The organism is Tabrizicola sp. (assembly GCF_041913445.1).
GTDB lineage: Bacteria > Pseudomonadota > Alphaproteobacteria > Rhodobacterales > Rhodobacteraceae > Tabrizicola.
In genome coordinates this window covers 250,391-271,067 of the sequence record NZ_JAYSFG010000001.1, presented here as the reverse complement: position 1 = coordinate 271,067, position 20,677 = coordinate 250,391, and the positions used below count along the sequence as shown (strand labels likewise).

General features: G+C 67.8%; 17 protein-coding genes. 9 read left to right on the top strand and 8 right to left on the bottom strand.

The genetic code is table 11. The features are described 5' to 3' along the window. Positions 1 to 10: 10 nt before the first annotated feature. Positions 11 to 1,216, top strand: coding sequence for an MFS transporter (locus ACE3Q6_RS01405; protein WP_374427025.1), 1,206 nt, complete (start codon positions 11 to 13; stop codon positions 1,214 to 1,216). A 6-nt stretch (positions 1,217 to 1,222) separates the two neighbouring features. Here the strand turns inward: ACE3Q6_RS01405 and ACE3Q6_RS01400 are convergent, their stop codons facing one another. Together ACE3Q6_RS01400 and ACE3Q6_RS01395 are read right to left on the bottom strand one after the other, a co-directional pair. Continuing rightward, entirely contained in the window at positions 1,223 to 1,558 is a 336-nt protein-coding gene (locus ACE3Q6_RS01400; RefSeq protein WP_374427022.1) for an SMR family transporter, read from the bottom strand. Positions 1,559 to 1,671: 113 nt separating this feature from the next. Further along, positions 1,672 to 2,433: a DsbA family protein gene (locus ACE3Q6_RS01395; protein ID WP_374427020.1), complete on the bottom strand. Its 762-nt coding sequence runs from the start codon at positions 2,431 to 2,433 to the stop codon at positions 1,672 to 1,674. Positions 2,434 to 2,572: 139 nt separating this feature from the next. Between ACE3Q6_RS01395 and ACE3Q6_RS01390 the strand changes: the two genes are divergently transcribed. The 4 genes from ACE3Q6_RS01390 (at position 2,573) to ACE3Q6_RS01375 (ending at position 8,462) form a co-directional block, all read left to right on the top strand. Further along, the gene (locus ACE3Q6_RS01390) at positions 2,573 to 3,769 is read left to right on the top strand and encodes an N-acetylmuramoyl-L-alanine amidase (RefSeq protein WP_374427017.1); all 1,197 of its coding nucleotides are present in this window, start codon (positions 2,573 to 2,575) and stop codon (positions 3,767 to 3,769) included. Between the two features lie 102 nt (positions 3,770 to 3,871). Continuing rightward, positions 3,872 to 6,430: a penicillin-binding protein 1A gene (locus ACE3Q6_RS01385; RefSeq protein ID WP_374427014.1), complete on the top strand. Its 2,559-nt coding sequence runs from the start codon at positions 3,872 to 3,874 to the stop codon at positions 6,428 to 6,430. An 88-nt stretch (positions 6,431 to 6,518) separates the two neighbouring features. Continuing rightward, positions 6,519 to 7,646: a peptide chain release factor 2 gene (prfB, locus tag ACE3Q6_RS01380; RefSeq protein ID WP_374427009.1), complete on the top strand. Its 1,128-nt coding sequence runs from the start codon at positions 6,519 to 6,521 to the stop codon at positions 7,644 to 7,646. 48 nt (positions 7,647 to 7,694) lie between these two features. After that, positions 7,695 to 8,462 (top strand): DUF2189 domain-containing protein, encoded by a 768-nt coding sequence (locus ACE3Q6_RS01375; RefSeq protein ID WP_374427006.1) that lies wholly within the window; start codon positions 7,695 to 7,697, stop codon positions 8,460 to 8,462. Here the strand turns inward: ACE3Q6_RS01375 and ACE3Q6_RS01370 are convergent. The 5 genes from ACE3Q6_RS01370 to ACE3Q6_RS01350 all read right to left on the bottom strand — a co-directional run bounded on the left by ACE3Q6_RS01370 (position 8,455) and on the right by ACE3Q6_RS01350 (position 13,247). After that, a complete protein-coding gene (locus ACE3Q6_RS01370) occupies positions 8,455 to 9,861 on the bottom strand; it encodes an MFS transporter (protein WP_374427004.1) in 1,407 nt (468 codons plus the stop codon). The two genes, ACE3Q6_RS01375 and ACE3Q6_RS01370, sit on opposite strands and share 8 nt — an antisense overlap. Before the next feature lie 45 nt (positions 9,862 to 9,906). Then, on the bottom strand, positions 9,907 to 10,404 hold the full coding sequence (locus ACE3Q6_RS01365) for a polymer-forming cytoskeletal protein (protein ID WP_374427001.1): 498 nt from the start codon (positions 10,402 to 10,404) through the stop codon (positions 9,907 to 9,909). After that, on the bottom strand, positions 10,394 to 11,731 hold the full coding sequence (locus ACE3Q6_RS01360; RefSeq protein ID WP_374426998.1) for a DUF5930 domain-containing protein: 1,338 nt from the start codon (positions 11,729 to 11,731) through the stop codon (positions 10,394 to 10,396). Before ACE3Q6_RS01360 ends, ACE3Q6_RS01365 begins: the two co-directional genes overlap by 11 nt. A 170-nt stretch (positions 11,732 to 11,901) precedes the next feature. Beyond that, positions 11,902 to 12,717, bottom strand: a complete 816-nt coding sequence (locus tag ACE3Q6_RS01355) for a ferritin-like domain-containing protein (RefSeq protein WP_374426995.1) — start codon at positions 12,715 to 12,717, stop codon at positions 11,902 to 11,904. A gap of 65 nt (positions 12,718 to 12,782) precedes the next feature. After that, a complete protein-coding gene (locus tag ACE3Q6_RS01350) occupies positions 12,783 to 13,247 on the bottom strand; it encodes a peroxiredoxin (RefSeq protein ID WP_374426992.1) in 465 nt (154 codons plus the stop codon). Positions 13,248 to 13,374: 127 nt separating this feature from the next. On the opposite strand from ACE3Q6_RS01350, the gene ACE3Q6_RS01345 reads away from it, so the two are divergent. Beyond that, a complete protein-coding gene (locus tag ACE3Q6_RS01345) occupies positions 13,375 to 16,788 on the top strand; it encodes a hypothetical protein (RefSeq protein ID WP_374426984.1) in 3,414 nt (1,137 codons plus the stop codon). Beyond that, on the top strand, positions 16,785 to 17,825 hold the full coding sequence (gene queA, locus ACE3Q6_RS01340) for a tRNA preQ1(34) S-adenosylmethionine ribosyltransferase-isomerase QueA (protein WP_374426978.1): 1,041 nt from the start codon (positions 16,785 to 16,787) through the stop codon (positions 17,823 to 17,825). The genes ACE3Q6_RS01345 and queA overlap by 4 nt, the downstream gene beginning before the upstream one ends. Here the strand turns inward: queA and ACE3Q6_RS01335 are convergent. After that, positions 17,815 to 18,543 carry a GNAT family N-acetyltransferase gene (locus tag ACE3Q6_RS01335; RefSeq protein ID WP_374426975.1) on the bottom strand — a complete coding sequence of 243 codons (729 nt, stop codon included), beginning with the start codon at positions 18,541 to 18,543 and terminating at the stop codon, positions 17,815 to 17,817. The genes queA and ACE3Q6_RS01335 overlap by 11 nt on opposite strands. 168 nt (positions 18,544 to 18,711) lie before the next feature. Between ACE3Q6_RS01335 and ACE3Q6_RS01330 the strand changes: the two genes are divergently transcribed. Together ACE3Q6_RS01330 and ACE3Q6_RS01325 are read left to right on the top strand one after the other, a co-directional pair. Next, positions 18,712 to 19,962 (top strand): MFS transporter, encoded by a 1,251-nt coding sequence (locus tag ACE3Q6_RS01330; RefSeq protein WP_374426971.1) that lies wholly within the window; start codon positions 18,712 to 18,714, stop codon positions 19,960 to 19,962. 60 nt (positions 19,963 to 20,022) lie between these two features. Continuing rightward, positions 20,023 to 20,622 carry a DUF924 family protein gene (locus tag ACE3Q6_RS01325; RefSeq protein WP_374426968.1) on the top strand — a complete coding sequence of 200 codons (600 nt, stop codon included), beginning with the start codon at positions 20,023 to 20,025 and terminating at the stop codon, positions 20,620 to 20,622. Positions 20,623 to 20,677: the final 55 nt, after the last annotated feature.

Sequence of the window (20,677 nt, the reverse complement as noted above, 5' to 3'; positions counted from 1 at the left end):
GGATGTGCAGATGGAACGGATGGACGGACCGCCAAGCCGGGCGGTGACTTTGGCGGTGCTGGGCCTCGCCTCGATGACGATCATGGCGAATGCGACGGTGGCCTCGTCGCTGCCGGGGCTTCGGGCGCATTACGCGGACGTGCCGCATATCGACACGCTGGCGGGCCTGATCGTGACGCTGCCATCGCTGGCTATTGTCCTCAGCGCGGGGCTCATGGGCGTGCTGATCGACCGCTGGGACCGGCAGAAGCTGCTGCTCCTGACGGCGGCGCTTTATGCGGTTGGCGGGACGTCGGGGCTTTGGGCCGAAAGCATCTGGGCGATGCTCGCCGGCCGGCTGGCGCTGGGGCTGGGGGTCGCGGGGACGATGAACCTTGGGATGACCTGGGCCAGCGACCTGTGGCAGGGACCGGCGCGGGCGCGGTTCCTGGGGATGCAGGGCGCCGCGATCTCGGCTGCGGGGATCGTCTTCATGCTGCTGGGCGGGGCGCTGGCGAGCCTTCACTGGCGCGGGGCCTTCGCGGTCTATGCGCTGATCCTGCCCATCGCCGCGCTGGCCTTTCTGGCCCTTGGCCCCCACGCCCGCGCCATCGCGGCCGAGCGGGACCGTCCGAAGCCTGTCCGATCCACCGCCGACCGCTTCCCCTGGGCCGCCTATGCTTTCATCGCGCCCCTGGCCTTCCTGTTCCAGGTCGCCTTCTACGTCACGCCCACGCGTTTGCCCTTCCACCTCGACGCGCTGGGGACCACCAGCCCCCTGGTCGTCGGCGCGCTGATGGCGGCGCTCGTCACCGTGTCCGCCCCGGTGTCGCTGATGTATGGCCGCATCCGCGCAAGGCTTTCCGCCATGACCATCTTCGGCCTGAGCTTCGTTCTGATCGGCGCAGGCTTCCTGGCCCATGCGACGGCCACGGACTGGCACGGAGTCCTTCTTGGCTCGCTGATCGCGGGCTTGGGCATGGGGATCTCGATGCCGAACTACACGACCTGGTTCATGGCGCGGGTGCCCGCGACGATGCGGGGCAGGGCCTCGGGCCTGCTGACCACGGCCTTCTTCCTGGGCCAGTTCGCCTCGCCCCTCGTCTCGGCGCCGATGGTGGCCTGGTTTGGTCTGGCCGGGACCTTCGCGGCGGTGGGCCTGGGGCTGGTGGCGCTGGGGGTCGGGCTCTGGGTCACCCAGGCGGTCCGGCCCGAGCCGACGGCGGTCGAGGCTTGAGCAGGGTCAGTGCTGGATCGACTTCGAAAAGAGGTTCACGATCAGCACGCCCGCCAGGATGAAGGCCAGCCCCAGGATCGCCGCAAAGTCCAGCGTCTGGCGATACCAGATCCAGGCCACCGCGCTGATCAGCACGATCCCCATGCCCGACCAGATCGCATAGACGATCCCGGTCGGCATGACCCGCAGCGGATAGGACAGAAGCCAGAAGGCCACGGCATAGCCCACCACCGCCCCGATCGACGGCCAGAGGCGGGTAAAGCTTTCCGACCGCGACAGGGCCGTGGTGGCGATCACTTCGGCCAGGATGGCCGCCAGTAGGATAAGGTAAGTGCGGGTCATCTGCTGCTCGGTGCTGTGATGTCCCGCCGACCCTGCGCGGAAAGCCCGGGCGAAGTCGAGCCGCCGAAGCGACGTTTTCGCACAGATTCCGCCGTCCCGGTCGGTGAAAGGCCTCAGCCGTCCGCGCGCATGTCGGCCACGAAATCGCGCATCACGTCGAGCGGCGCATAGCCCCGCATCACGCCGTCCCCCATGATGAAGGCAGGCGTGCCGGAAATGTCCATCATCTCGGCCAGCGCATAGTTGTCCTGGATGACCGCCATCACCTCGGGCGAGTTCATCCGGTCGAAAACCGGCTGCGCCTCGTAGCCCAGGTCCCCCGCAAGCCGGGTCAGCGTCTCGACCGTCGGCTCGCCGCGAAGCGCGATCAGCGCGTGATGCGCCTTCTCGTAGGCTTCATCCCCGTGCAATTGCCGTAGCGCGATGGCAAACTGGGCCGACATCATCGACGCCTCGCCCAGGATCGGGAATTCCTTCACCACGAAGCGGATGTTGCCGTCCGAGGCGATCAGCTCCTCGACCTCGGCATAGGCCTTGCGGCAATAGCCGCAGCGGTAGTCCATGAATTCGACCAGGGTGATGTCGCCCTCAGGATTGCCGCCCACCCAGTCGTTCGGATTGGCGAAGATCCGCGCGCTGTTGGCGGCGATGATCTTGGTGTCGCGCTCCAGCCCCGCCAGCTCCTCGCGCTGTTGCAGGACATCCATCGCCTCGACCAGGACCTCGGGGTTCTCCAGGAGATAGGCCCGCACCTCGTCGCGGAATGCCTTGCGCTCGGCCTCGGTCATCGCGGGGGCAGTGCCGGTGGCGGTCTCCTCGGCGAAGGTGGGGACGCTGACAAGGCCGGCCATCAGGCCAAGGACAAGACGGGACATGAAGGCTCCTGACGGCCGCGGATCTGCGGGCGCGGGGAGGATAGGGGGGGCGTTCCGGCCTGACAAGGCGCTCGCCGCTTTGTGATCCGGGGCGCTTCCCGGAATTTACAAACGCCGGACAAGCGGGGATAAGGCGGCGATGACCCTGATCCGATCCCTACTGGTGCTTCTGGTTCTGGCCCTGCCTTCGGCCGCGCAGGAACTTTCGGCGCTGGCCAAGGTCAACCCGATGCGGTCGGGGATCGTGGCGACGGGCGCGGGTCTGGAGTTGCGGCTGGACCTCAGCCAGCCCGTTCCCTGGCGGCTGCGCCTGATGGACGACCCGCCGCGCCTGGTGATCGACGCGCGCGAGGTGGACTGGAAAGGGGCCGAGGCCCTGGCCGTGGTCCGCCCCGGCGTCTCGCTTCGGGCGGGGCGGTTCCGGCCCGGCTGGTCGCGGATGGTGCTGGAGCTGGAAGGCCCGCACAAGGTGGCCCGCGCCGAGATGACGACGGGCGAGGCGACGCGGCTGGAAATCCTCCTGGAGCCGACCGATCCCGCAACTTTCGCCGCCGAGGCCGCGCGACCGGACCTGCCGGAATGGGCGCTGCCCGAGGCGGCCGAGCTGATGCCGCCCCTGCCGGAAGGCGGCGGTCCGCTGGTCGTCGTGCTCGACCCCGGCCATGGCGGGATCGACCCGGGCGCCGAACGCGACGGGACCAGCGAAGCCGCGCTGATGCTGACCTTCGCCCGCGAGGTGAAGGAGGTCCTGGTCCGCGACGGCCGCTTCCGCGTGGTGATGACGCGCGACGAGGATGTCTTCGTACCGCTGGAAACCCGCACCTCCATCGCGCGCGAGGCCGAGGCGGACATCTTCCTGTCGCTGCACGCCGATGCGCTGGCCGAGGGCGACGCACAGGGGGCGACGGTCTATACCCTGGCCGAAGACGCCTCGGACGAGGCGGCGGCGGCCTTGGCGGAACGGCATGACCGCGATGATCTTCTGGCCGGCGTTGACCTGACCGAGCAGGACGACGTGGTGGCCGAAGTGCTGATGGACATGGCCCGGACCGAGACGGCCCCGCGCACCGACCGGCTGGCCAAGGCCATGGTGGGCGCGATCAAGTCTGCCGAAATCCGGATGCACCGGCGGCCGCAGCAGTCGGGTGGCTTCTCGGTGCTCAAGACCCCTGACATCCCCTCGGTGCTCCTGGAGGTGGGGTTTCTCTCCTCGGACCGCGACTTCAAGCGGCTGTCCGATCCGGCTTGGCGCGCCACCCTGGCCGAAGCCCTGCGCCAAGCGCTGGTGACATGGGCGGACGAGGATGCGGCCCTGCGCGCCGCGGCGAATCCCTGACCCCTGCAAATCCCCGCCCGAACAGGGAATTGTGACCGGCCAAGGTTTTGACGCGGGCCCGCGTCTGGTATACTGCGGAAAAGCGATTGGAAGGGACGGCGCTTGCTTCGATTTGTCGGAAATGTTCTGGGCGGGATCTTCTCGGCGGTGACGCTGGGGCTGGTCTTTGCCGCGCTGACCCTGGGCGGCATCTTCTACATGTACTCGCGCGACCTGCCGAGCCATGAGAACCTGGCGCAGTACACGCCCGCGACGATCAGCCGGATCTATTCCGGCGAGGGGCGGATCATCGACGAATTCGCCCAGGAACGGCGGTTGTTCGTGGCGTCCGAGGACATTCCGGACCTGGTGAAGCACGCCTTCATCAGCGCCGAGGACAAGAACTTCTACAACCACCACGGCTATGACACGCGCGGCATGGTCGCGGCCCTGGTGGAAGCCGTGCAAAGCCGCGGGCAAAGCATGCGCGGCGCCTCGACCATCACCCAGCAGGTGATGAAGAACTTCCTCCTCGACGGCTCGCGCAGCGTGGAACGGAAGATCAAGGAGATCATCCTTGCCACCCGGCTGGAAGAGACGCTGTCCAAGGACAAGATCCTGGAACTTTACCTGAACGAGATCTTCCTCGGCCAGAACTCCTATGGCGTGGCCGCGGCGGCGCAGACCTATTTCAACAAGCCGCTGAGCGAGCTTGCCCCGCACGAGGCGGCGACGCTGGCCGCGATGCCGCAGGCACCGGGCAAATATCACCCGGTCACCGCGAAGGAACGGGTCACGGAACGGCGGAACTACGTCCTGCGCGAGATGTGGCAGAACGGCTATATCGACGAGGCGACCTATCTGGCCGAGAAGGACATGCCGCTGCGCTCGGTGCAGAACGGCGACTTCGAGGCCTTCCGCGACGCGCTGCCGCCGCGCGACTACTTCACCGACGAAATCCGCCGCCAGCTCTCGGGCGTCTTCGGTGAGGAGGAGTTCTTCTCGGGCGGCCTGACCATCCGGGCGACAGTGGACCCTGAACTGCAGAAGACCGCCGCCGAGGCGCTGCGCCGGGGGCTGGAGCAGTATGACCGCAACCAGGGCGTCTGGCGTGGCACCGGCAAGACCCTTCCGGCCGAGGTGCTGGGGTCCGAGGAAGCCTGGCGCGAGGCGTTGGCCAAGGTCGAGGTCCCGCGCGACGTGGAGGCCTGGTTCCCCGCCGTCGTGCTGGAGGTGGGCGAGACTGACGCCCGCATCGGCATCGAAGGCGTGATGGACGACGAGGACGGCCATTTCATCCCGGCCGAAGACGTGACCTGGGCGCGCAAGCGTCAGGCCGACGGCAAGCTTGGACCCAAGGCCAAGGTCGCGGGCGACCTCGTGTCGGTGGGCGACGTGGTGCTGGTCCGCGCGGTCACGAATGACGACGGCACCTTCAACCGCTGGTCGCTCCGCCAGGTCCCGGAAGTGCAGGGCGCCTTCATGGCGATGGACGTGAACACCGGCCGCGTCCTTGCCATGCAGGGCGGCTTCTCCTACCAGGATTCGGTCTTCAACCGCACCACCCAGGCGACGCGCCAGCCGGGCTCCAGCTTCAAGCCCTTCGTCTATGCCGCCGCGCTGGACAGTGGCTTCACGCCCGCCACCATCGTCGTCGACGCGCCGATCGAGATCGACACGCCGCAGGGCCTTTGGACCCCGCAGAACGCCTCGGGGAAATACTACGGCCCCACGCCGCTTCGCACCGGGATCGAGCAGAGCCGGAACCTGATGACCATCCGGATCGCCCAGGAAATCGGGATGCAGACCGTTGCCGGCTATGCCGAACGCTTCGGCGTCTATGACCGTCTTGGCCCCTTCCTCGCCAACTCGCTCGGCGCGCAGGAAACGACGCTCTTCAAGATGGTCGCCGCCTACGCCATGTTCGCCAACGGCGGCGAAAGGGTGGAGCCGACGCTTGTCGACCGCGTGCAGGACCGCTTCGGCAAGACGATCTACCGCCATGACCAGCGCGTCTGCGAGGATTGTGCAAGCCCGGTGCTGCCGGCGGGGCAGGGGGTCACCATCGACACCAACCGCGAGCGGGTGATGAACGCGATCACCGCCTACCAGCTGACCAGCATGATGGAAGGCGTCGTCCAGCGCGGCTCGGCCAGCCGTCTTGACCTGCCGGTGCCCATCGCGGGCAAGACCGGCACCACGAACGACGCCAAGGACGTCTGGTTCATCGGCTATTCCTCGAACATCGTCGCGGGCTGCTACATCGGCTTCGACCAGCCCCGCACCCTGGGCGAAAGCGCCTTCGGCGGCACGCTTTGCGTCCCCGTCTTCCAGGACTTCATGGAAGACGCGATCAAGAACTACGGCGGGGGTGAGTTCAAGGTCCCGCCGGGCGGCTATTTCCGCAAGATCGACCGCTTCACTGGCCAGCCGCTGCCCGACGACGCGACGGGCGACAATGTCGTGGCCGAATACTTCCGCGAAGGCGAAGAGGCGCTCGTCGGCCTTGGCATGGTTGTCGACGGCGGCTTTGCGATGGGCGAGAACCTTCCCCTCTTCGCCTATGGCGAGGGCGAGGGCGGCGGCGACCAGGGCACCACGGTCACCAATTCCGAGGGCCAGCAGGTGGTCGTGCCGAAGAAGGCCGATTTCGGCACCGTCTCCTCGGGCGGACTTTACTGACCCCTTTCTTCCACGCGGGCCGCGCCCTTGCCGGGGCGCGGTCAAACCCTTATGACCGCCGCAACACCCAGAACTGGACCCGATCCCCATGCGCGCCGAAACCCAAGGCAATGTCGAAGCCATCGAAAAGACGCTGAAACTGCTTGCGCAGCGGATGGACTGGGAAACCGCGCCGCACCGGCTGGAAGAATTCGACGCGATGATCGAATCCCCCGACCTGTGGAACGACCCGGCCAAGGCGCAGAAGCTGATGCGCGACCGCCAGGCGCTTCTGGACGCGGTCAACGCCTACAAGCTGATCTCGGGCGGGCTGAAGGACAACGTCGAGCTGATCGAGCTGGGCGAGATGGAGGGCGACGCCGAGATCGTCAAGGAGGCCGAGGCCGCACTGTCCGAGCTCGTGAAGGTCGCCGAGGCGAAGGAGCTTGAGGCGCTGCTCGACGGTGAGGCCGACGGCAACGACACCTTCCTTGAAATCAACGCGGGTGCTGGCGGCACCGAAAGCTGCGACTGGGCCTCGATGCTCGCCCGCATGTACGTCCGCTGGGCCGAGGCGCATGGCTTCACCGTGGAGCTTCAGTCGGAATCCGAAGGCGACGGCGCGGGGATCAAGTCGGCAAGCTACAAGATCAGCGGCAAGAACGCCTATGGCTGGCTGAAGACCGAGGCGGGCGTGCACCGGCTGGTCCGCATCTCGCCCTACGACTCCGCCGCGCGTCGCCATACGTCCTTCTGCTCGGTCTGGGTCTACCCCGTGGTCGACGACAACATCGAGATCGAGGTGCAGGACAAGGACATCCGCATCGATACCTTCCGCTCCTCGGGCGCGGGCGGCCAGCACGTCAACAAGACCGACTCCGCCGTGCGGATCACCCACTTCCCCTCCGGGATCGTGGTGACCTCCTCGCTCAAGTCCCAGCACCAGAACCGCGACATCGCGATGAAGGCGCTGAAGTCGCGGCTTTACCAGATGGAACTCGACAAGCGGAACGCGGCCATCAACGAGGCGCATGAGAACAAGGGCGACGCGGGCTGGGGCAACCAGATCCGGTCCTATGTCCTGCAGCCCTACCAGATGGTGAAGGACCTGCGGACGGGCTACGAGACGTCGGACACGCAAGGGGTGCTGAACGGCGACCTCGACGGCTTCATGGCGGCGACGCTGGCCCTGAACGCCAGTGGCAAGAAGCGCGGCGAGATCGCGGACGTCGACTGACCCCCAAACCCCTTGCCTGACGCTTCGCGGCCCGCTTAATCTTTGGGCATGAGCGTCACGCACCCGCCCGCCACGCCCGAGATCAACCTGGTCGACACCTCCGACCTGCAGGAAAGCCTTGCGGCGGGCTGGCGCGACTTTCAGCGCGCGCCGCTCCTGGGGCTGGTCTTCTCGGCCGTCTACGTGGTTGGCGGGCTGCTTATCACCTGGGCGATGACGACAAAGGGCCAGGTCTGGTGGACGCTTCCCGCCAGTGCGGGCTTCCCGATCCTTGGCCCCTTCATCGCCTGCGGCTTCTACGAAATCTCGCGGCGGCTGGAGGCGGGGGAGCCGCTGGTGGCGTCGGAAATCTTCGGCGTGATCTTCCGCCAGAAGGACCGCCAGATCCCGGCCATCGCGGCAGTGATCGTGGTCTATTTCCTGTTCTGGAACTTCCTGTCGCACATGATCTTCGCGCTGTTCCTCGGGAACGCCACGATGACCAACGTGTCGTCCTCCTTGGCGGTGTTCCTCTCGCCCGAGGGACTGGCGATGCTGGCCTTCGGGACGGCGGTGGGTGCGGTCTTTGCCACGCTGCTTTTCTCCCTGACCGTGGTCAGCCTGCCGATGCTTCTGGACCGCGAGGTCGATTTCGTCACCGCCATGCTGACCAGTTTCGCGCTGGTGAAGGAGAACCCGGCGGTGATGCTGTCCTGGGGCGCGCTGATCGGCGTCTGCCTGTTCGTCGGCATGCTTCCCGCCTTCGTTGGCCTCTTCCTGGTGCTGCCGATCTTCGGTCACGCAAGCTGGCACCTCTACCGCCGCGCGATCACCTGACCGGGCGGGCGACGAGCAGGGCCAAGGCCGCGGCCACGGCTGCCATCACGCTGGAGGTCAGCGCCACCGTCCCGAAGGCCGCGCCGGTTGCCGCAAGGTGGGCGGCGCTGCTCCCCGTGACGCCGAACCCCGGTGCGCCCGGCCCGTAGGCCTCGGCCGCCATCCGGCCCAGCAGCGCCACCGCGACCAGTCCCGCCACCCGCGCCACGGCGTTGTTGATCCCCGAGGCCGCGCCCTGTTCGGCATCCTCGGCCCCCTGCATCGCGGCGGCCGTCAGGGGCGCCACGACCAGCCCAAGGCCAAGGCCCGCAAGCGCGGTCAGGGGGACGACATTGGTCCAGAACTGGCCATGGGGCGCGGCCAGCCAAAGCCCGGCATAGGCCAGCGCGACCAAGGCCGAACCGGCGGCCATCAGGACGCCCGCGCCCCAGCGGTCGGCCATCCTGCCGGCTGGGGCGGACAGCACCCCGATCAAGAGAGAGATCGGCAGGAAGGCCGCCGTCACCTCCAGCGCGGTGACGTTCCAGGCGGAAATGGCGGTCATCGGCAGGTAGAACATCACCCCGTTCAGCGCGAAATACAGGACGAAGGTCACCACGTTGGTCACCGCCATCGTCCGGTTGCGGAAGAGCCCCAGGCGCAGCATCGGGGCAGGGGTCACGGCCTCCCATGCCAGGAAACCCGCAAGACAGGCCAGCGCGGCCAGCGGGATCCAGCCGGGGGCAGCGGCCTCGGTCAGCGCCCAGGCCATCAGGCCCAGGGCCGCGGTGGCCAGTGCCGCGCCCACCACATCCACCCGGACGCCCGGCTTGCCCGTATCCCCCGGCGTGCGGCCCCGGACCAGCCACAGCGCAATCAGGCCCAGAGGCAGGTTCAGCGCGAAGACGAGGCGCCAGCCGATCTCGCCGCCCCAGGTCACGAACATGCCGCCGATCACCGGACCCATCGCCGTGGTCAGGGTCGAGGCCCCGGCCCAGACCCCCAGCGCCCGGCCACGCTCGGCCCGCGGATAGGCGCGCGAGATCATCGCCATCGACCCCGGCACCATCATCGCCGCGCCGATGCCCTTCACCGCACGGGCGGCAATCATCTGCTCGGGGGCGATGGCAAAGGCGCAGGCGACCGATCCGGCCACGAAGACCAGGATCCCCAGCGAGAAGATCCGCGCGATGCCGAACCGGTCGCCCATCGCGCCGCCCACCAGGACCAGCGAGGAGACGGCCAGCAGGTAGGCGGTGTTGATCCACTGCGCCTGCGGCAGGCTCGCCCCCAGCGCCGCGCGCATGGCGGGAAGCGCGATGGAGGTGACCGAGGAGTCGATGAACCCCATCGACGAGGCCAGGATGGCGGCCCAGAGAATGATCCGGCGGTCGGTGTCCGCACAGAAGGAAACGGGCACCGGAGTGCCCTCCGATGCCCGCGAAAGCGTCATGGGTGGGGTCGTTTATTCGGCGTCTGCAGCCGGAGTGTCGAGGCGCACGGCGCTGCCGGGGCGGCCGTTCGACAGCGGGTCTTCCTGGCGCTGGACCGAGCCCTCGAAATGGGCGCCCGATTCGATGGCGATGGTCTTGTGGATGATGTCACCCTCGACCCGCGCGGTGGAGGTCAGGCGGACCTTCAGCCCGCGGACGCGGCCGATGACCCGGCCGTTGACGACGATGTCGTCGGCCACGATCTCGCCGCGGATGGTGGCGCTTTCGCCAACGGTCAGAAGATGCGCACGGATGTCGCCCTCAACGGTGCCCTCGACCTGGATGTCGCCCGTGGTGCGCAGGTTGCCCACGACCGTCAGGTCCGAGGACAGGACCGAAGCCCCCGCCTTGCCCTTCGGGGCGGTGGGGGTGAAGTCCATGCTGGGCTTGGTCATCGGGGTCTCCGGGGCTTTCGGCTTCTCGGCCTCGGCCTTCGGGCCCGGCTCGTTGATGCGGCTCTTAGAAAACATTCTTCGCTGCCTTTATGAAGGTCATCGGGTTTACGGCCTCACCGGAGAGGCGGACTTCGTAGTGGAGATGCGTTCCGGTGGACCGACCTGAGTTGCCCATATCACCGATCCGTTCCCCGCGCGAGACCCTTTGGCCGACTTCGACCCGGATCTGGCTCATGTGGGCATAGCGCGTCTCGACGCCGAAATCGTGCTTGATCTTGACCAGGCGTCCATAGCCGTTGTCCCAGCCGGCATGCGTGACGACCCCGTCGGCGGTGGCATAGATCGGGGTGCCATAGGCGCCTGCCAAATCCGTGCCTTCGTGCATTCGGGTGCCGGCTCCCTTGGGGTCACGGCGGTAGCCGAACCCGCTGGTCCAGCGGAAGCTGTCCTTGACCGGCATGGCGAAGGGCAGCTTGAACGCCGCGATGCGGTACATGTTCATCCGGTCAAGCCCGGTCAGGATCGCGTTCGCCCGCAGCTCCTCGGCCGAAGGCGCGGCACCGGAGGTCGAGAACGAGATCGGCGTCAGCGGTCCGCCCTGACCCGAATAGCCCTCGCGCACCGCGCCGATCAGGTCGTCGGGCGACATGCCCGCCTCGCGGAACATCTTGTCCAGCGGTTCGACCGAGACGGTCAGCGCCTCTTCCAGCTTGCTGAAGATCGCGTCGTTGCGCATCTGCAGCGCTTCCTTGGCGTCAGCGATCAGGCGCACTTCCTCGCGCGCGGCCTCGGCCTCGGCCAGCACCTCGTTGCGTTCCTCGGCGGCTTCGCCCAGGGCGCCGGTCAGGAATTCCAGCGTCGCCAGCGTGTCGCTGGCCCGGCCCAGTTCCGTAGCACCCCCCGCCTGCGCGTTCAGCGCCAGCGTCACCCGCTCGGCCTCGGCCCGCGCCATGTCGCGTTCCTTGATCGCCTCGCGCAGCGTGTCCTGGATCGCCTCGATCCCGGTCTCAAGCTCGCGGCGGCGGTCTTCCGAGGCAAGGAGACGCTCCTGCATCTCGGAGACCTGGGTCAGCGCGATGTTGAAGCGTTCCTGAGCCCGGGCGGCTTCCTCGGCGCGCAGGTCGCGGTCCGACGAGAGCGCGTTCAGCCGTTCCTCGTAAAGCGCCTGCTGGCGCATCGACTGTTCACGCGCCGATCCGGCCCCGATCGAGTCCATCATGATCAGCGCCGTGGCGACGATGGTCCAGGCCAGGGCCAGCGTGCCGCCGACCAGCGCGATGATCTGCGTCGTCGGGCGCAGACGGATGAAGCGCGTCTCGGTGTCGGATTTCAGAAAGAGGCGTTGTTCGGGAAAGTGCCGCTCAAGACTTTGATGGACACGATAGGCGATGCGATTCAGCACGTTGGGGTCATCCGTTCATAGCCCTGGCAGTGGCTTCACTAGGTCACCCCAAGGCTGCTTCCCCGGGTCCGGACCTGATTAGCCATCGCGTTACAGGGCCGCAACAATTTTGACCACGAAGGGAGTTTTTCCGCGTGGGAGGTGGAATTGATCGGCAAGAAACCGCCGATTCAATCAACGTCCTCGGCCAGGGGCCAGTAGAAATCGGGCGGAAGCCCGGCGTCGGCGCGTTTTTCCTCGTTGAAGGGCGGTTTCAGCTGGCCGTGGAAATACCGGCGCACCAGGGCGTGGAAGACCTCTTTAGGATCGCTCCCGTCCCTGCCGCAAAGCCAGTTGAACCATTTCGAGCCATAGGCGACGTGGCCGACCTCCTCGGCATAGATGACCTCGAGCGCGGCCAGGGCCTGGGTCTCGCCATGCTTGCGGAAGATGTCGATCATGCCCGGGGTGACGTCCAGCCCGCGCGCTTCCAGCACCATCGGCACCACGGCCAGGCGGCCGTGCAGGTCGCCGACCGTGTCTTCCGCCGCGCGCCACATGCCGGCATGGGCGGGCAGCGCGCCATAATGGCTGCCCATCGCCTCAAGACAGTCGCAGATCAGGTTGAAATGCTTGGCTTCCTCGTCCGCGGCCTTCACCCAGTCGTCGTAGAATCCCAGGGGCATCGGCTGGTCGGTGAAGCGGGCGATGATGTCCCAGTGCAGGTCGACGGCATTGAGCTCGATATGCGCCACGGCGTGCAGAAGGGCGATCCGTCCCTCGGGTGACCCCGGGCGGCGCCGGGGGACGTCCTTCGGGGACAGGAGCTCGGGCTTTTCGGGGCGCGCAGGGCGCAAGGGCGGCGCGGCGCGACCCACGGGAAGCGCGTGTCCCGCGTCGCGCGCGGCGAACCATGTCGCCGCGTGCTTGCGCCCCAGGGCGGTCTTCGTGCGGCCATCGGCAGTGGTCAGCACCTCGACTGCCATTTCCGCCAGGCTTTGCGTCATCCTGCTGTCCCCCAAAAGTCTTCGAAGACTTTTGCAAATTCCTTCGAAGGAATTTGGGCCCTATCTCACAACGCCTTCGCTGCCGCCAGCACCTCGTCGGCATGGCCCTTCACGCTGACCTTGTTCCAGACGCGCGCCACCTTGCCCGCACCGTCGATCAGCACGGTCGTCCGCTCGATCCCCATATAGGTCTTGCCGTACATGCTTTTCTCAAGCCAGACGCCGTAGTCCTCGCAGGTATGGCCCGTCTCGTCCGAGGCGAGGATGATCCCGCCCAGCCCGTGCTTCTTGCAGAACTTGTCGTGGCTTTTCACGCTGTCCTTCGACACGCCGATCACCGTGGTGCCCGCGGCGGCGAAGTCGGCCTGGCGGGCGTTGAAGTCCTGCGCCTCCAGCGTGCAGCCGGGCGTGTCGTCCTTGGGGTAGAAGTACAGCACCACCTTTCCCGGCCGCAGCGCCGAAAGCGTCACGGTGGCGCCGCCGTCGCGGGGCAGGGTGAAATCGGGGGCGGTCTGTCCTTCGGAAATCATGGGCGGCTCCTTGCCTTGTGGCCTGATGTGATTTGGCATCTAGTTGCCTTCGGACAAAGATAAAGGCAGGGATTGCGCACGTCACCCGGTCCGGGTGGCGGGCTTTGCAGCGGGGCGCCAGGCTTAGATGAACGACCAGTCGGCGGGCAGGGAGGACGGACAGGGTCCCGTTGCCGCGCCGGTGCGCAGCGAACCCCTCGTGCTGACCGATCCCGTGCCTCCCCCGTCAACTGCCGCCCCCAGGCATCCGCGCGCCCGACGGTTGCGCAGGCGCGGCGGGATCAGCCTGACCGTGGTGCTGACGCTCGTCGTGCTGGTGCTGGGTTTCGGCTACCTGACGATGGCCTATACCGGCCAGACGATCCGGGTGCCGACCTGGGGCGTGGCCGAGATCGAGACGCGGCTGAACCGGGGACTTGAGCAGACGCGGCTGCCGAAGGGGACCGCCGTGTCGCTGGGCGCGGTCGAACTGGCGGTGGACAGCGATTTCGTCCCGCGCTTCCGGCTGGATGACATCCGGCTGATCGGCGACACCGGGCGGTCGCTGCTGACGCTGCCCGAGGCGATGGTGGCCTTCGATCCGCAGGCGCTCCTGTCGGGAAAGGTCCGCCCATCCCAGGTGCGGCTGTCCGGGGCGCGCCTGGCCGTCCGGCGCGACGCGGCGGGTCGGATCGACCTGCAGTTCGAGGGCAGCCCGACCGGCGCCGGTCCGCGCAGCGTTTCCGAGGTCCTGACCGCCGTCGAGACGGCCTTCGCCAGCCCGGGCCTTGCCTCGCTGGCCACGATCGAGGCCGAGGGGCTGACCCTGGTGCTGACTGACGAACGCGCGGGGCGCACCTGGCAGGTGGGCGACGGGCGGCTGGTGATCGAGAACGGCGAGAGCGCGATCTCGGCCGAGCTGGGGCTGACGCTGTTGCAGGGCACGGTCCCGGCCCAGGCCGTGCTGACGCTCGTGTCCGACAAGGGGGCCGAGACGGCGCACCTGACCGCCAAGGTGGACAACATTGCCGCCACCGACCTTGCCGCGATGGCCCCGCCGCTGGCTTTCCTGTCCTTCGTCGAGGCCCCGATCTCGGGCGCGCTTGAGGGGCGGCTGGGCGAGGACGGGCGGTTCAGCGGCCTGACCGCAGAGCTTGGCCTTGCGGCCGGCAGCCTCGCTCCGGGGCAGGGCGCGCGGCCCATCGGCTTTGACCGCGCCGCCCTGTCGCTTGCCTACCGACCCGAGACCGCCCGCATCGAGCTTTCCGGCCTTTCGGTCGAAAGCCCCTCGCTGCGCCTCACCGCCAGCGGCCACGGCGATCTTCTAACCGCGGACGGCGCGCCCGTGGCACCCGGCGCGCTTCCCGACAGCGTGCTGGCGCAGATCGCGGTGACCGAGGTCATGGTCGACCCCGAAGGGCTTTTCGAGGAGCCGGTTCGCTTCAGCCAGGGGGCGCTCGACCTGCGGCTGCAACTGAAGCCCTTCCGCATCGACATTGGCCAGGTCTCGCTGGTCGAGGGTGACGAACGCCTCCTCCTTTCGGGCGCGGCCGAGACGACCGAGGGCGGCTGGCGGGTGGCGCTGGACCTTGGCCTGAACCGGATCGAGACCGAAAGGCTTCTGAAGGTCTGGCCGGTCTCGGTCGTGCCGCGCACCCGGACCTGGTTCGCGACGAATGTGGGCGCGGGGCTGATGACCGACGTGCAGGCCGCGCTGCGCCTGCAACCCGGCGGCCAGCCCCAGTTCACGCTGGGCTACGAGTTCTCCGACACCGAGGTCCGCTTCGTCCGCACCCTGCCGCCGATCCTGAACGGCAGCGGCCACGCGACCCTGGACAACAAGACCTACACCGTCGCGCTGGACAAGGGTCACGTCATCGCGCCCGAGGGGGGCCGGATCGAGGCCGACGGCACCGTCTTTCAGATCCTGGACATCAACCAGCGGCCCGCGACCGCCAAGGTCGACCTCGTCACCTCGGCCAGCCTCACGGCCACCCTGTCGCTTCTGGACCAGGAGCCGTTCAGCTTCTTCTCCAAGGCCGGGCAGCCCTACAACCTGGGCGACGGACGGGCCGAGCTTGCCGCCACCATCCTGATGCCGCTGAAGCCTAAGATCCCCTTCGAGGAGCTCAGCTTCACCGTCGCGGGCACCATCCGCAACTTCACCTCGCCCGCGCTCGTCCCCGGCCGCATCCTGACCGCGCCCGAGATCGAGGTCGCGGTCAACACCGAAGGGCTGGAGCTGAAGGGCAAGGGCAAGCTCGACATCATGCCGGTGGACCTGACCTACCGCCAGGGCTTCGGGCCGGAACAGAAGGGCCGCGCGCGGGTCAACGGGACGGTGATGCTGTCGGACGAGGTCCTGCGTGACTTCGGCATCGAGCTTCCCGCCGGTTCGGTCAGGGGCGAGGGGCCAGCCGCCATCGACGTGGCCCTGGTCAAGGACCTGCCGCCGCAACTGACGTTGACGTCGAACCTCACCGGCCTCGCCTTGCGCCTCGATGCGCTTGGCTGGTCGAAAGGGGCCAAGACCCGGGCTTCGCTGGACCTCGAGGCCCGCCTCTCGCGTGAGCCGGTGGTGGAACGCCTGACCCTCGACGCCCCCGGTCTGGACGCACGCGGCCGCATCACGACGCGAGAGGGCGGCGGGTTGGAGAGGGCGACCTTCGAGCGGGTCGTCGCCGGGGACTGGCTGGACGCTGCGGTCACACTGACGGGGCGGGGCCGCGGCGCGCTGGATGTGGCGCTGACCGGCGGCAGCCTCGACATGCGCCGGATGCCGGACTCTGGCGGCGATGCCGGGGGCGGCGGACCCATCGACGTCCGCCTCGACCGCTTGCGCATCTCCGAAGGCATCAGCCTCACCGATTTCCGCGGCGAGTTCGGCAGCCGCGGCGGCTTCAGCGGCCGCTTCGTCGCCGCCGTCAACGACATGGCGCTGATCGAGGGCATCGTCGCCCCCGCCGAGACCGGAAGCGCCATCCGCATCACCTCGCAGAACGCGGGCGCCGTGATGGCCGCCGCCGGCATCTTCGACAAGGGCCGTGGCGGGGCGCTGGACATGACGCTTTTCCCCCGCGGACCCGAGGGCGAATACAACGGTGCGGCCACCTTCACCCGGATGCGCGTCCAGGGCGCGCCAGCCCTGGCCGAACTTCTCTCCGCCGTCTCGGTCGTGGGCCTTCTGGAACAGCTGAACGGCGAGGGGCTTGCCTTCAACAACGGCGACGTCTCGTTCATCCTGACCCCCCGGGCGGTCGAGATCACGCAAGGCTCGGCCGTCGGCGCCTCGCTTGGCATTTCCTTCGCGGGGCTCTACCTCACCGGCTCGGGCGCGATCGACCTGCAGGGGGTGATCTCGCCGATCTATCTGGTCAACGGGGTGGGGCAGATCCTGACACGGCGCGGCGAGGGGCTTTTCGGCTTCAACTACCGGGTCACCGGCACGGCCGAGGCGCCGGAGGTCTCGGTCAACCCGCTGTCGGTGCTGACGCCGGGGATGTTCCGCGAGCTTTTCCGCCAGCGCCCCCCCAACCTGAAGGACGCCGAGGGGGGCGGATGAAACTTTCCGATTTCGACTTCGACCTGCCCGAGGGCCTGATCGCCACCCGGCCTGCCCGCCCGCGCACGTCGGCACGCTTGCTCCTTGCCGAGGGCGACCGGATCAGTGACCGGCATGTCTACGACCTCGTGGACATCTTCCGCCCCGGTGACCGGCTGGTCCTGAACAACACCAAGGTCCTTCCCGCACGCCTCTTCGGCACCCGCCAGCGCGGCGAGGCGGTGGCCAAGGTGGAAATCACGCTTCTGGAACCCCGTGCCGTGGGCTGGCGCGCCTTGGCCAAACCCTTGCGCAAGGTGCAGGTGGGCGAGGTGATCCGCTTCTCGGACCGGCTGTCCGCCACGGTGGCCGAAAAGTCGGAAACCGACCTGACGCTCACATTCGACCTGACCGGAGAGGATTTCGACAAGGCCCTGGCCGAGGCCGGGGTGATGCCGCTGCCGCCCTATATCGCCGCGAAGCGCGCCGCCGACGACCAGGACCGGACCGACTATCAGACCGTCTTTGCCCGCCATACCGGCGCGGTCGCGGCCCCGACGGCCTCGCTGCATTTCGACGAGGATCTTCTGAAGGCGCTTGCCGCCAAAGGGGTGGAGTTCACCGAAGTCACGCTCCACGTCGGCGCGGGCACCTTCCTCCCGGTCAAAGTCGAGGATGTGACCACCCACCGGATGCATGCCGAATGGGGCCGCGTCACGGCAGCGGCGGCCGAGGAGATCAACGCGACAAAGCGGGCAGGGGGTCGGGTGATCCCCGTCGGCACCACGGCACTGCGGCTGATCGAAAGTGCCGCGGACGAGGCCGGGGTCCTGCACCCGTTCGAGGCCGAGACCGACATCTTCATCTACCCTGGCTACCGCTTCCGCGTGACGGATGCGCTGATGACCAACTTCCACCTGCCGAAATCGACGCTGGTGATGCTGGTCTCGGCCCTGATGGGCGAAGAGCGCATCCGCAGGATCTATGCCCACGCGGTGCAGGAAGGCTACCGCTTCTTCTCCTACGGGGACAGTTCGCTTCTGATCCCTAACGGGTGAAGACGAAGCCCTCCCAGTCGCCGCGGTCGCGGCCACGCGGGGCAAGGTCCAGCGTCGCCCGGTCGCAGGGTTGGAAGCCGCAGGCCAGAAGCAGGCGCTTCGAGGCCGCGTTCGTTGGATGGACGCGGGCGGTGATCCGGGTGATATGCGGTTTGCGGACCGCCAGCCGGTCCAGGAACCGCAGCACCATCTGCCGACCCAGACCCTTGCAACGATGGGCCGCGCCCATCCAGTAGCTGAGTTCGGCCGTCTCGGGGCGGGAGCCGTATTCCAGCCGCACCTGTCCCACAGGCTGCCCGCCGATGCTCGCCACCCGCACCTTGTGATGCGTGCCCTCGGTCGACAGCGCGATAAGGGCGCGGGCCATCTCGTCGTCCGGGGCGGCCGGCGGGTCCTCCAGCATGAAGGTCCAAAGGTCCGGGTCGCTCATCAGCGCGCGGTAGATGGCCAGGTCATCCTCGACCCAGACCCGCAAGGTCAGCGTCTGGGGCCGGGCATGGACGGGCGTTCCGGTGATCTGCTTGTGAAGGGGCAGGGTGCCCACCTGCCAGGACAGGGGCGGGGCGGTATCGTCTTCACCCTCGGCATGATGCACCCAGCCTTGTTGCAGCGGACAATAGGCCAGCGCCTTGCCCGAGGCGCGGGCGGCGGCAAGCTCGTGGGCGTCAAGAACGCCATCGAAGCGGTCGCGGAGGATCGTGTCGTCCTGGTCGCTCATGGCCTTCTCCCTGATGTGCTTTTTTGCGTAGGTGGGAAATGCGCACGCGAATTCAACGGGTGTATCCCACACAATTTCGGTTTCTGGCCGAACCTCTGGCAGCGGCCTTGCCATGTGCCGAAACTTCGGGCAGGCAGGCCCGCAGTTCCGGCCCGGCAGGATGCGACGATGCTCAAGGTTCTTACCCATTCCTGGCCGCTCCTGATGGGCATCATGCTCCTGATGGTGGGGAACGGCATTCAGGGCACGCTTCTGGGCATCCGCGGCAACCTCGAGGGCTTCACCACCTACCAGCTCTCCTACGTGATGGCCGCCTATTTCCTGGGCTTCCTCTTCGGCTCCTGGGCGGCACCGATGATGATCCGCCAGGTCGGCCATGTCCGGGTCTTCGCCGCGCTCGGCTCGCTCATCTCGGCGATCCTGGTGATCTACCCGGTCTACCCGGACTGGGTGGTCTGGACCGTGCTGCGGGTTCTTGCGGGCTTCTGCTTCTCGGGCATCTACATCACCGCCGAAAGCTGGATCAACAACACCGCCTCGAACGACACGCGGGGCCAGGCGCTGTCGGCCTACATGATCGTCCAGATGATCGGCATCATCGCGTCGCAGGTGCTTCTGAACCTCCCCGACCCCACGGGCTTTGCGCTCTTCATCCTGCCCTCGGTGCTGGTCTCGCTCGCCTTCATGCCGATCCTCTTGGCCCCCACTCCCGCGCCCGCCTTCGATTCGAACCGCCGCCTGTCGTTCAAGCGCCTCTTCGCCATCTCACCCCTCGGCTGCGCCGGGATGCTGCTGACGGGGGGCATCTTCTCGGCCATGTTCGGCATGGCTTCGGTCTGGGGCGCGCAGGAGGGGCTGACGGTCAGCCAGATCTCGATCTTCGTCGGCGCGATGTACGTGGGCGGGCTCCTGCTGCAGTACCCGATCGGCTGGGCCTCGGACCGGATGGATCGCCGGACGCTGATCATGGGCCTCTCTGCCGCCGCCACGGTCGCGATGCTGGCCGCCGCGCTTCTGCCCTTGCCCTTCGCCGCGTTGGTGGGCGTCGCGATGATCCTCGGCGGGATCACGAACCCTGTCTACGCGCTCCTCATCGCCTACACGAACGACTTCCTGCCGCGCGACCAGATGGCCGGCGCCTCGGCCGGGCTCATCTTCCTCAACGGCTTCGGCGCCGTCTTTGGCCCCACCGCCACCGGCTGGATGATGGAGCAGGTGGGCCCCTCGGGCTTCTTCCTCTTCATCGGCTTCCTCTACGCCGCCCTTGCCGCCTACGCGCTCTACCGCATGACCCGCCGCGCCGCGCCCACCGTTTCGGGCGCCTTCCGGGGCGTCGTGCCCGGTGCCTCGCCCCTTGCGGTCGAGACCGTGCTTGAGGAAGCCGCCAAGGACGACCCGCCCCGGAAGGACGCCGCCTGACATCTTCGGGTTGCAGCGCCGCGCGAACCCTGCAAGGCTTGCCCTGTCAAGGGAGGCCCCATGTCAGACCCCGTCGAACTCCTGGACTTCTGGATCACCGAAATCGGCCCGAAAGGCTGGTTCAACGGCGGTGAGGAGGTGGACCTGGCCTGCCGCGACCGCTTCCTCGACCTCTGGCAGGCCGCGCATGACGGGAACCTCGAGCACTGGGTCGAAGGTCCCACGGGGACGCTCGCCTACCTGATCCTGACCGACCAGTTCCCCCGCAACATGTTCCGCGGCGAGGCCCGCGCCTTCGCCACCGACGCCCGCGCCCGCGCCGCCGCCCGCCGCGCCGTGGCGCTTGGCTGGGACATCGCCGTGCCCGAACCCGAACGCACCTTCTTCTACCTGCCCTTCGAGCATTCCGAGGACCTCTCCGACCAGGAATGGTCCGTGGAGCTTTACTCCGCCCGCATGGTCGAGGATGCCGACTACCTCCTCCACGCGAAGGCGCACCGCGAGATCATCGCCCGCTTCGGCCGCTTCCCCTTCCGCAACGCCGCCTTGGGCCGCGAGACGACGACCGAGGAACAGGCCTTCCTCGACGCCGGGGCCTATCCGGCCGTGGTCAACCGGCTGAAGGCCGAGCAGGAGGAAAGCCATGCGCCCGACGCATAGGCCCACGGCGACCCCAATATTGCTTGGGTTTGCCAGATAGTTTAATGGCAAACTA

Bases quoted from the DNA above. Each gene is read 5' to 3' on its own strand.
- ACE3Q6_RS01405 (WP_374427025.1), top strand. From the start codon at position 11: ATGGAACGGATGGACGGACCGCCAAGCCGGGCGGTGACTTTGGCGGTG.
- ACE3Q6_RS01400 (WP_374427022.1), bottom strand. From the start codon at position 1,558: ATGACCCGCACTTACCTTATCCTACTGGCGGCCATCCTGGCCGAAGTG.
- ACE3Q6_RS01395 (WP_374427020.1), bottom strand. From the start codon at position 2,433: ATGTCCCGTCTTGTCCTTGGCCTGATGGCCGGCCTTGTCAGCGTCCCC.
- ACE3Q6_RS01390 (WP_374427017.1), top strand. From the start codon at position 2,573: ATGACCCTGATCCGATCCCTACTGGTGCTTCTGGTTCTGGCCCTGCCT.
- prfB (WP_374427009.1), top strand. From the start codon at position 6,519: ATGCGCGCCGAAACCCAAGGCAATGTCGAAGCCATCGAAAAGACGCTG.
- ACE3Q6_RS01375 (WP_374427006.1), top strand. From the start codon at position 7,695: ATGAGCGTCACGCACCCGCCCGCCACGCCCGAGATCAACCTGGTCGAC.
- ACE3Q6_RS01365 (WP_374427001.1), bottom strand. From the start codon at position 10,404: ATGTTTTCTAAGAGCCGCATCAACGAGCCGGGCCCGAAGGCCGAGGCC.
- ACE3Q6_RS01355 (WP_374426995.1), bottom strand. From the start codon at position 12,717: ATGACGCAAAGCCTGGCGGAAATGGCAGTCGAGGTGCTGACCACTGCC.
- ACE3Q6_RS01350 (WP_374426992.1), bottom strand. From the start codon at position 13,247: ATGATTTCCGAAGGACAGACCGCCCCCGATTTCACCCTGCCCCGCGAC.
- ACE3Q6_RS01345 (WP_374426984.1), top strand. From the start codon at position 13,375: ATGAACGACCAGTCGGCGGGCAGGGAGGACGGACAGGGTCCCGTTGCC.
- queA (WP_374426978.1), top strand. From the start codon at position 16,785: ATGAAACTTTCCGATTTCGACTTCGACCTGCCCGAGGGCCTGATCGCC.
- ACE3Q6_RS01335 (WP_374426975.1), bottom strand. From the start codon at position 18,543: ATGAGCGACCAGGACGACACGATCCTCCGCGACCGCTTCGATGGCGTT.
- ACE3Q6_RS01330 (WP_374426971.1), top strand. From the start codon at position 18,712: ATGCTCAAGGTTCTTACCCATTCCTGGCCGCTCCTGATGGGCATCATG.
- ACE3Q6_RS01325 (WP_374426968.1), top strand. From the start codon at position 20,023: ATGTCAGACCCCGTCGAACTCCTGGACTTCTGGATCACCGAAATCGGC.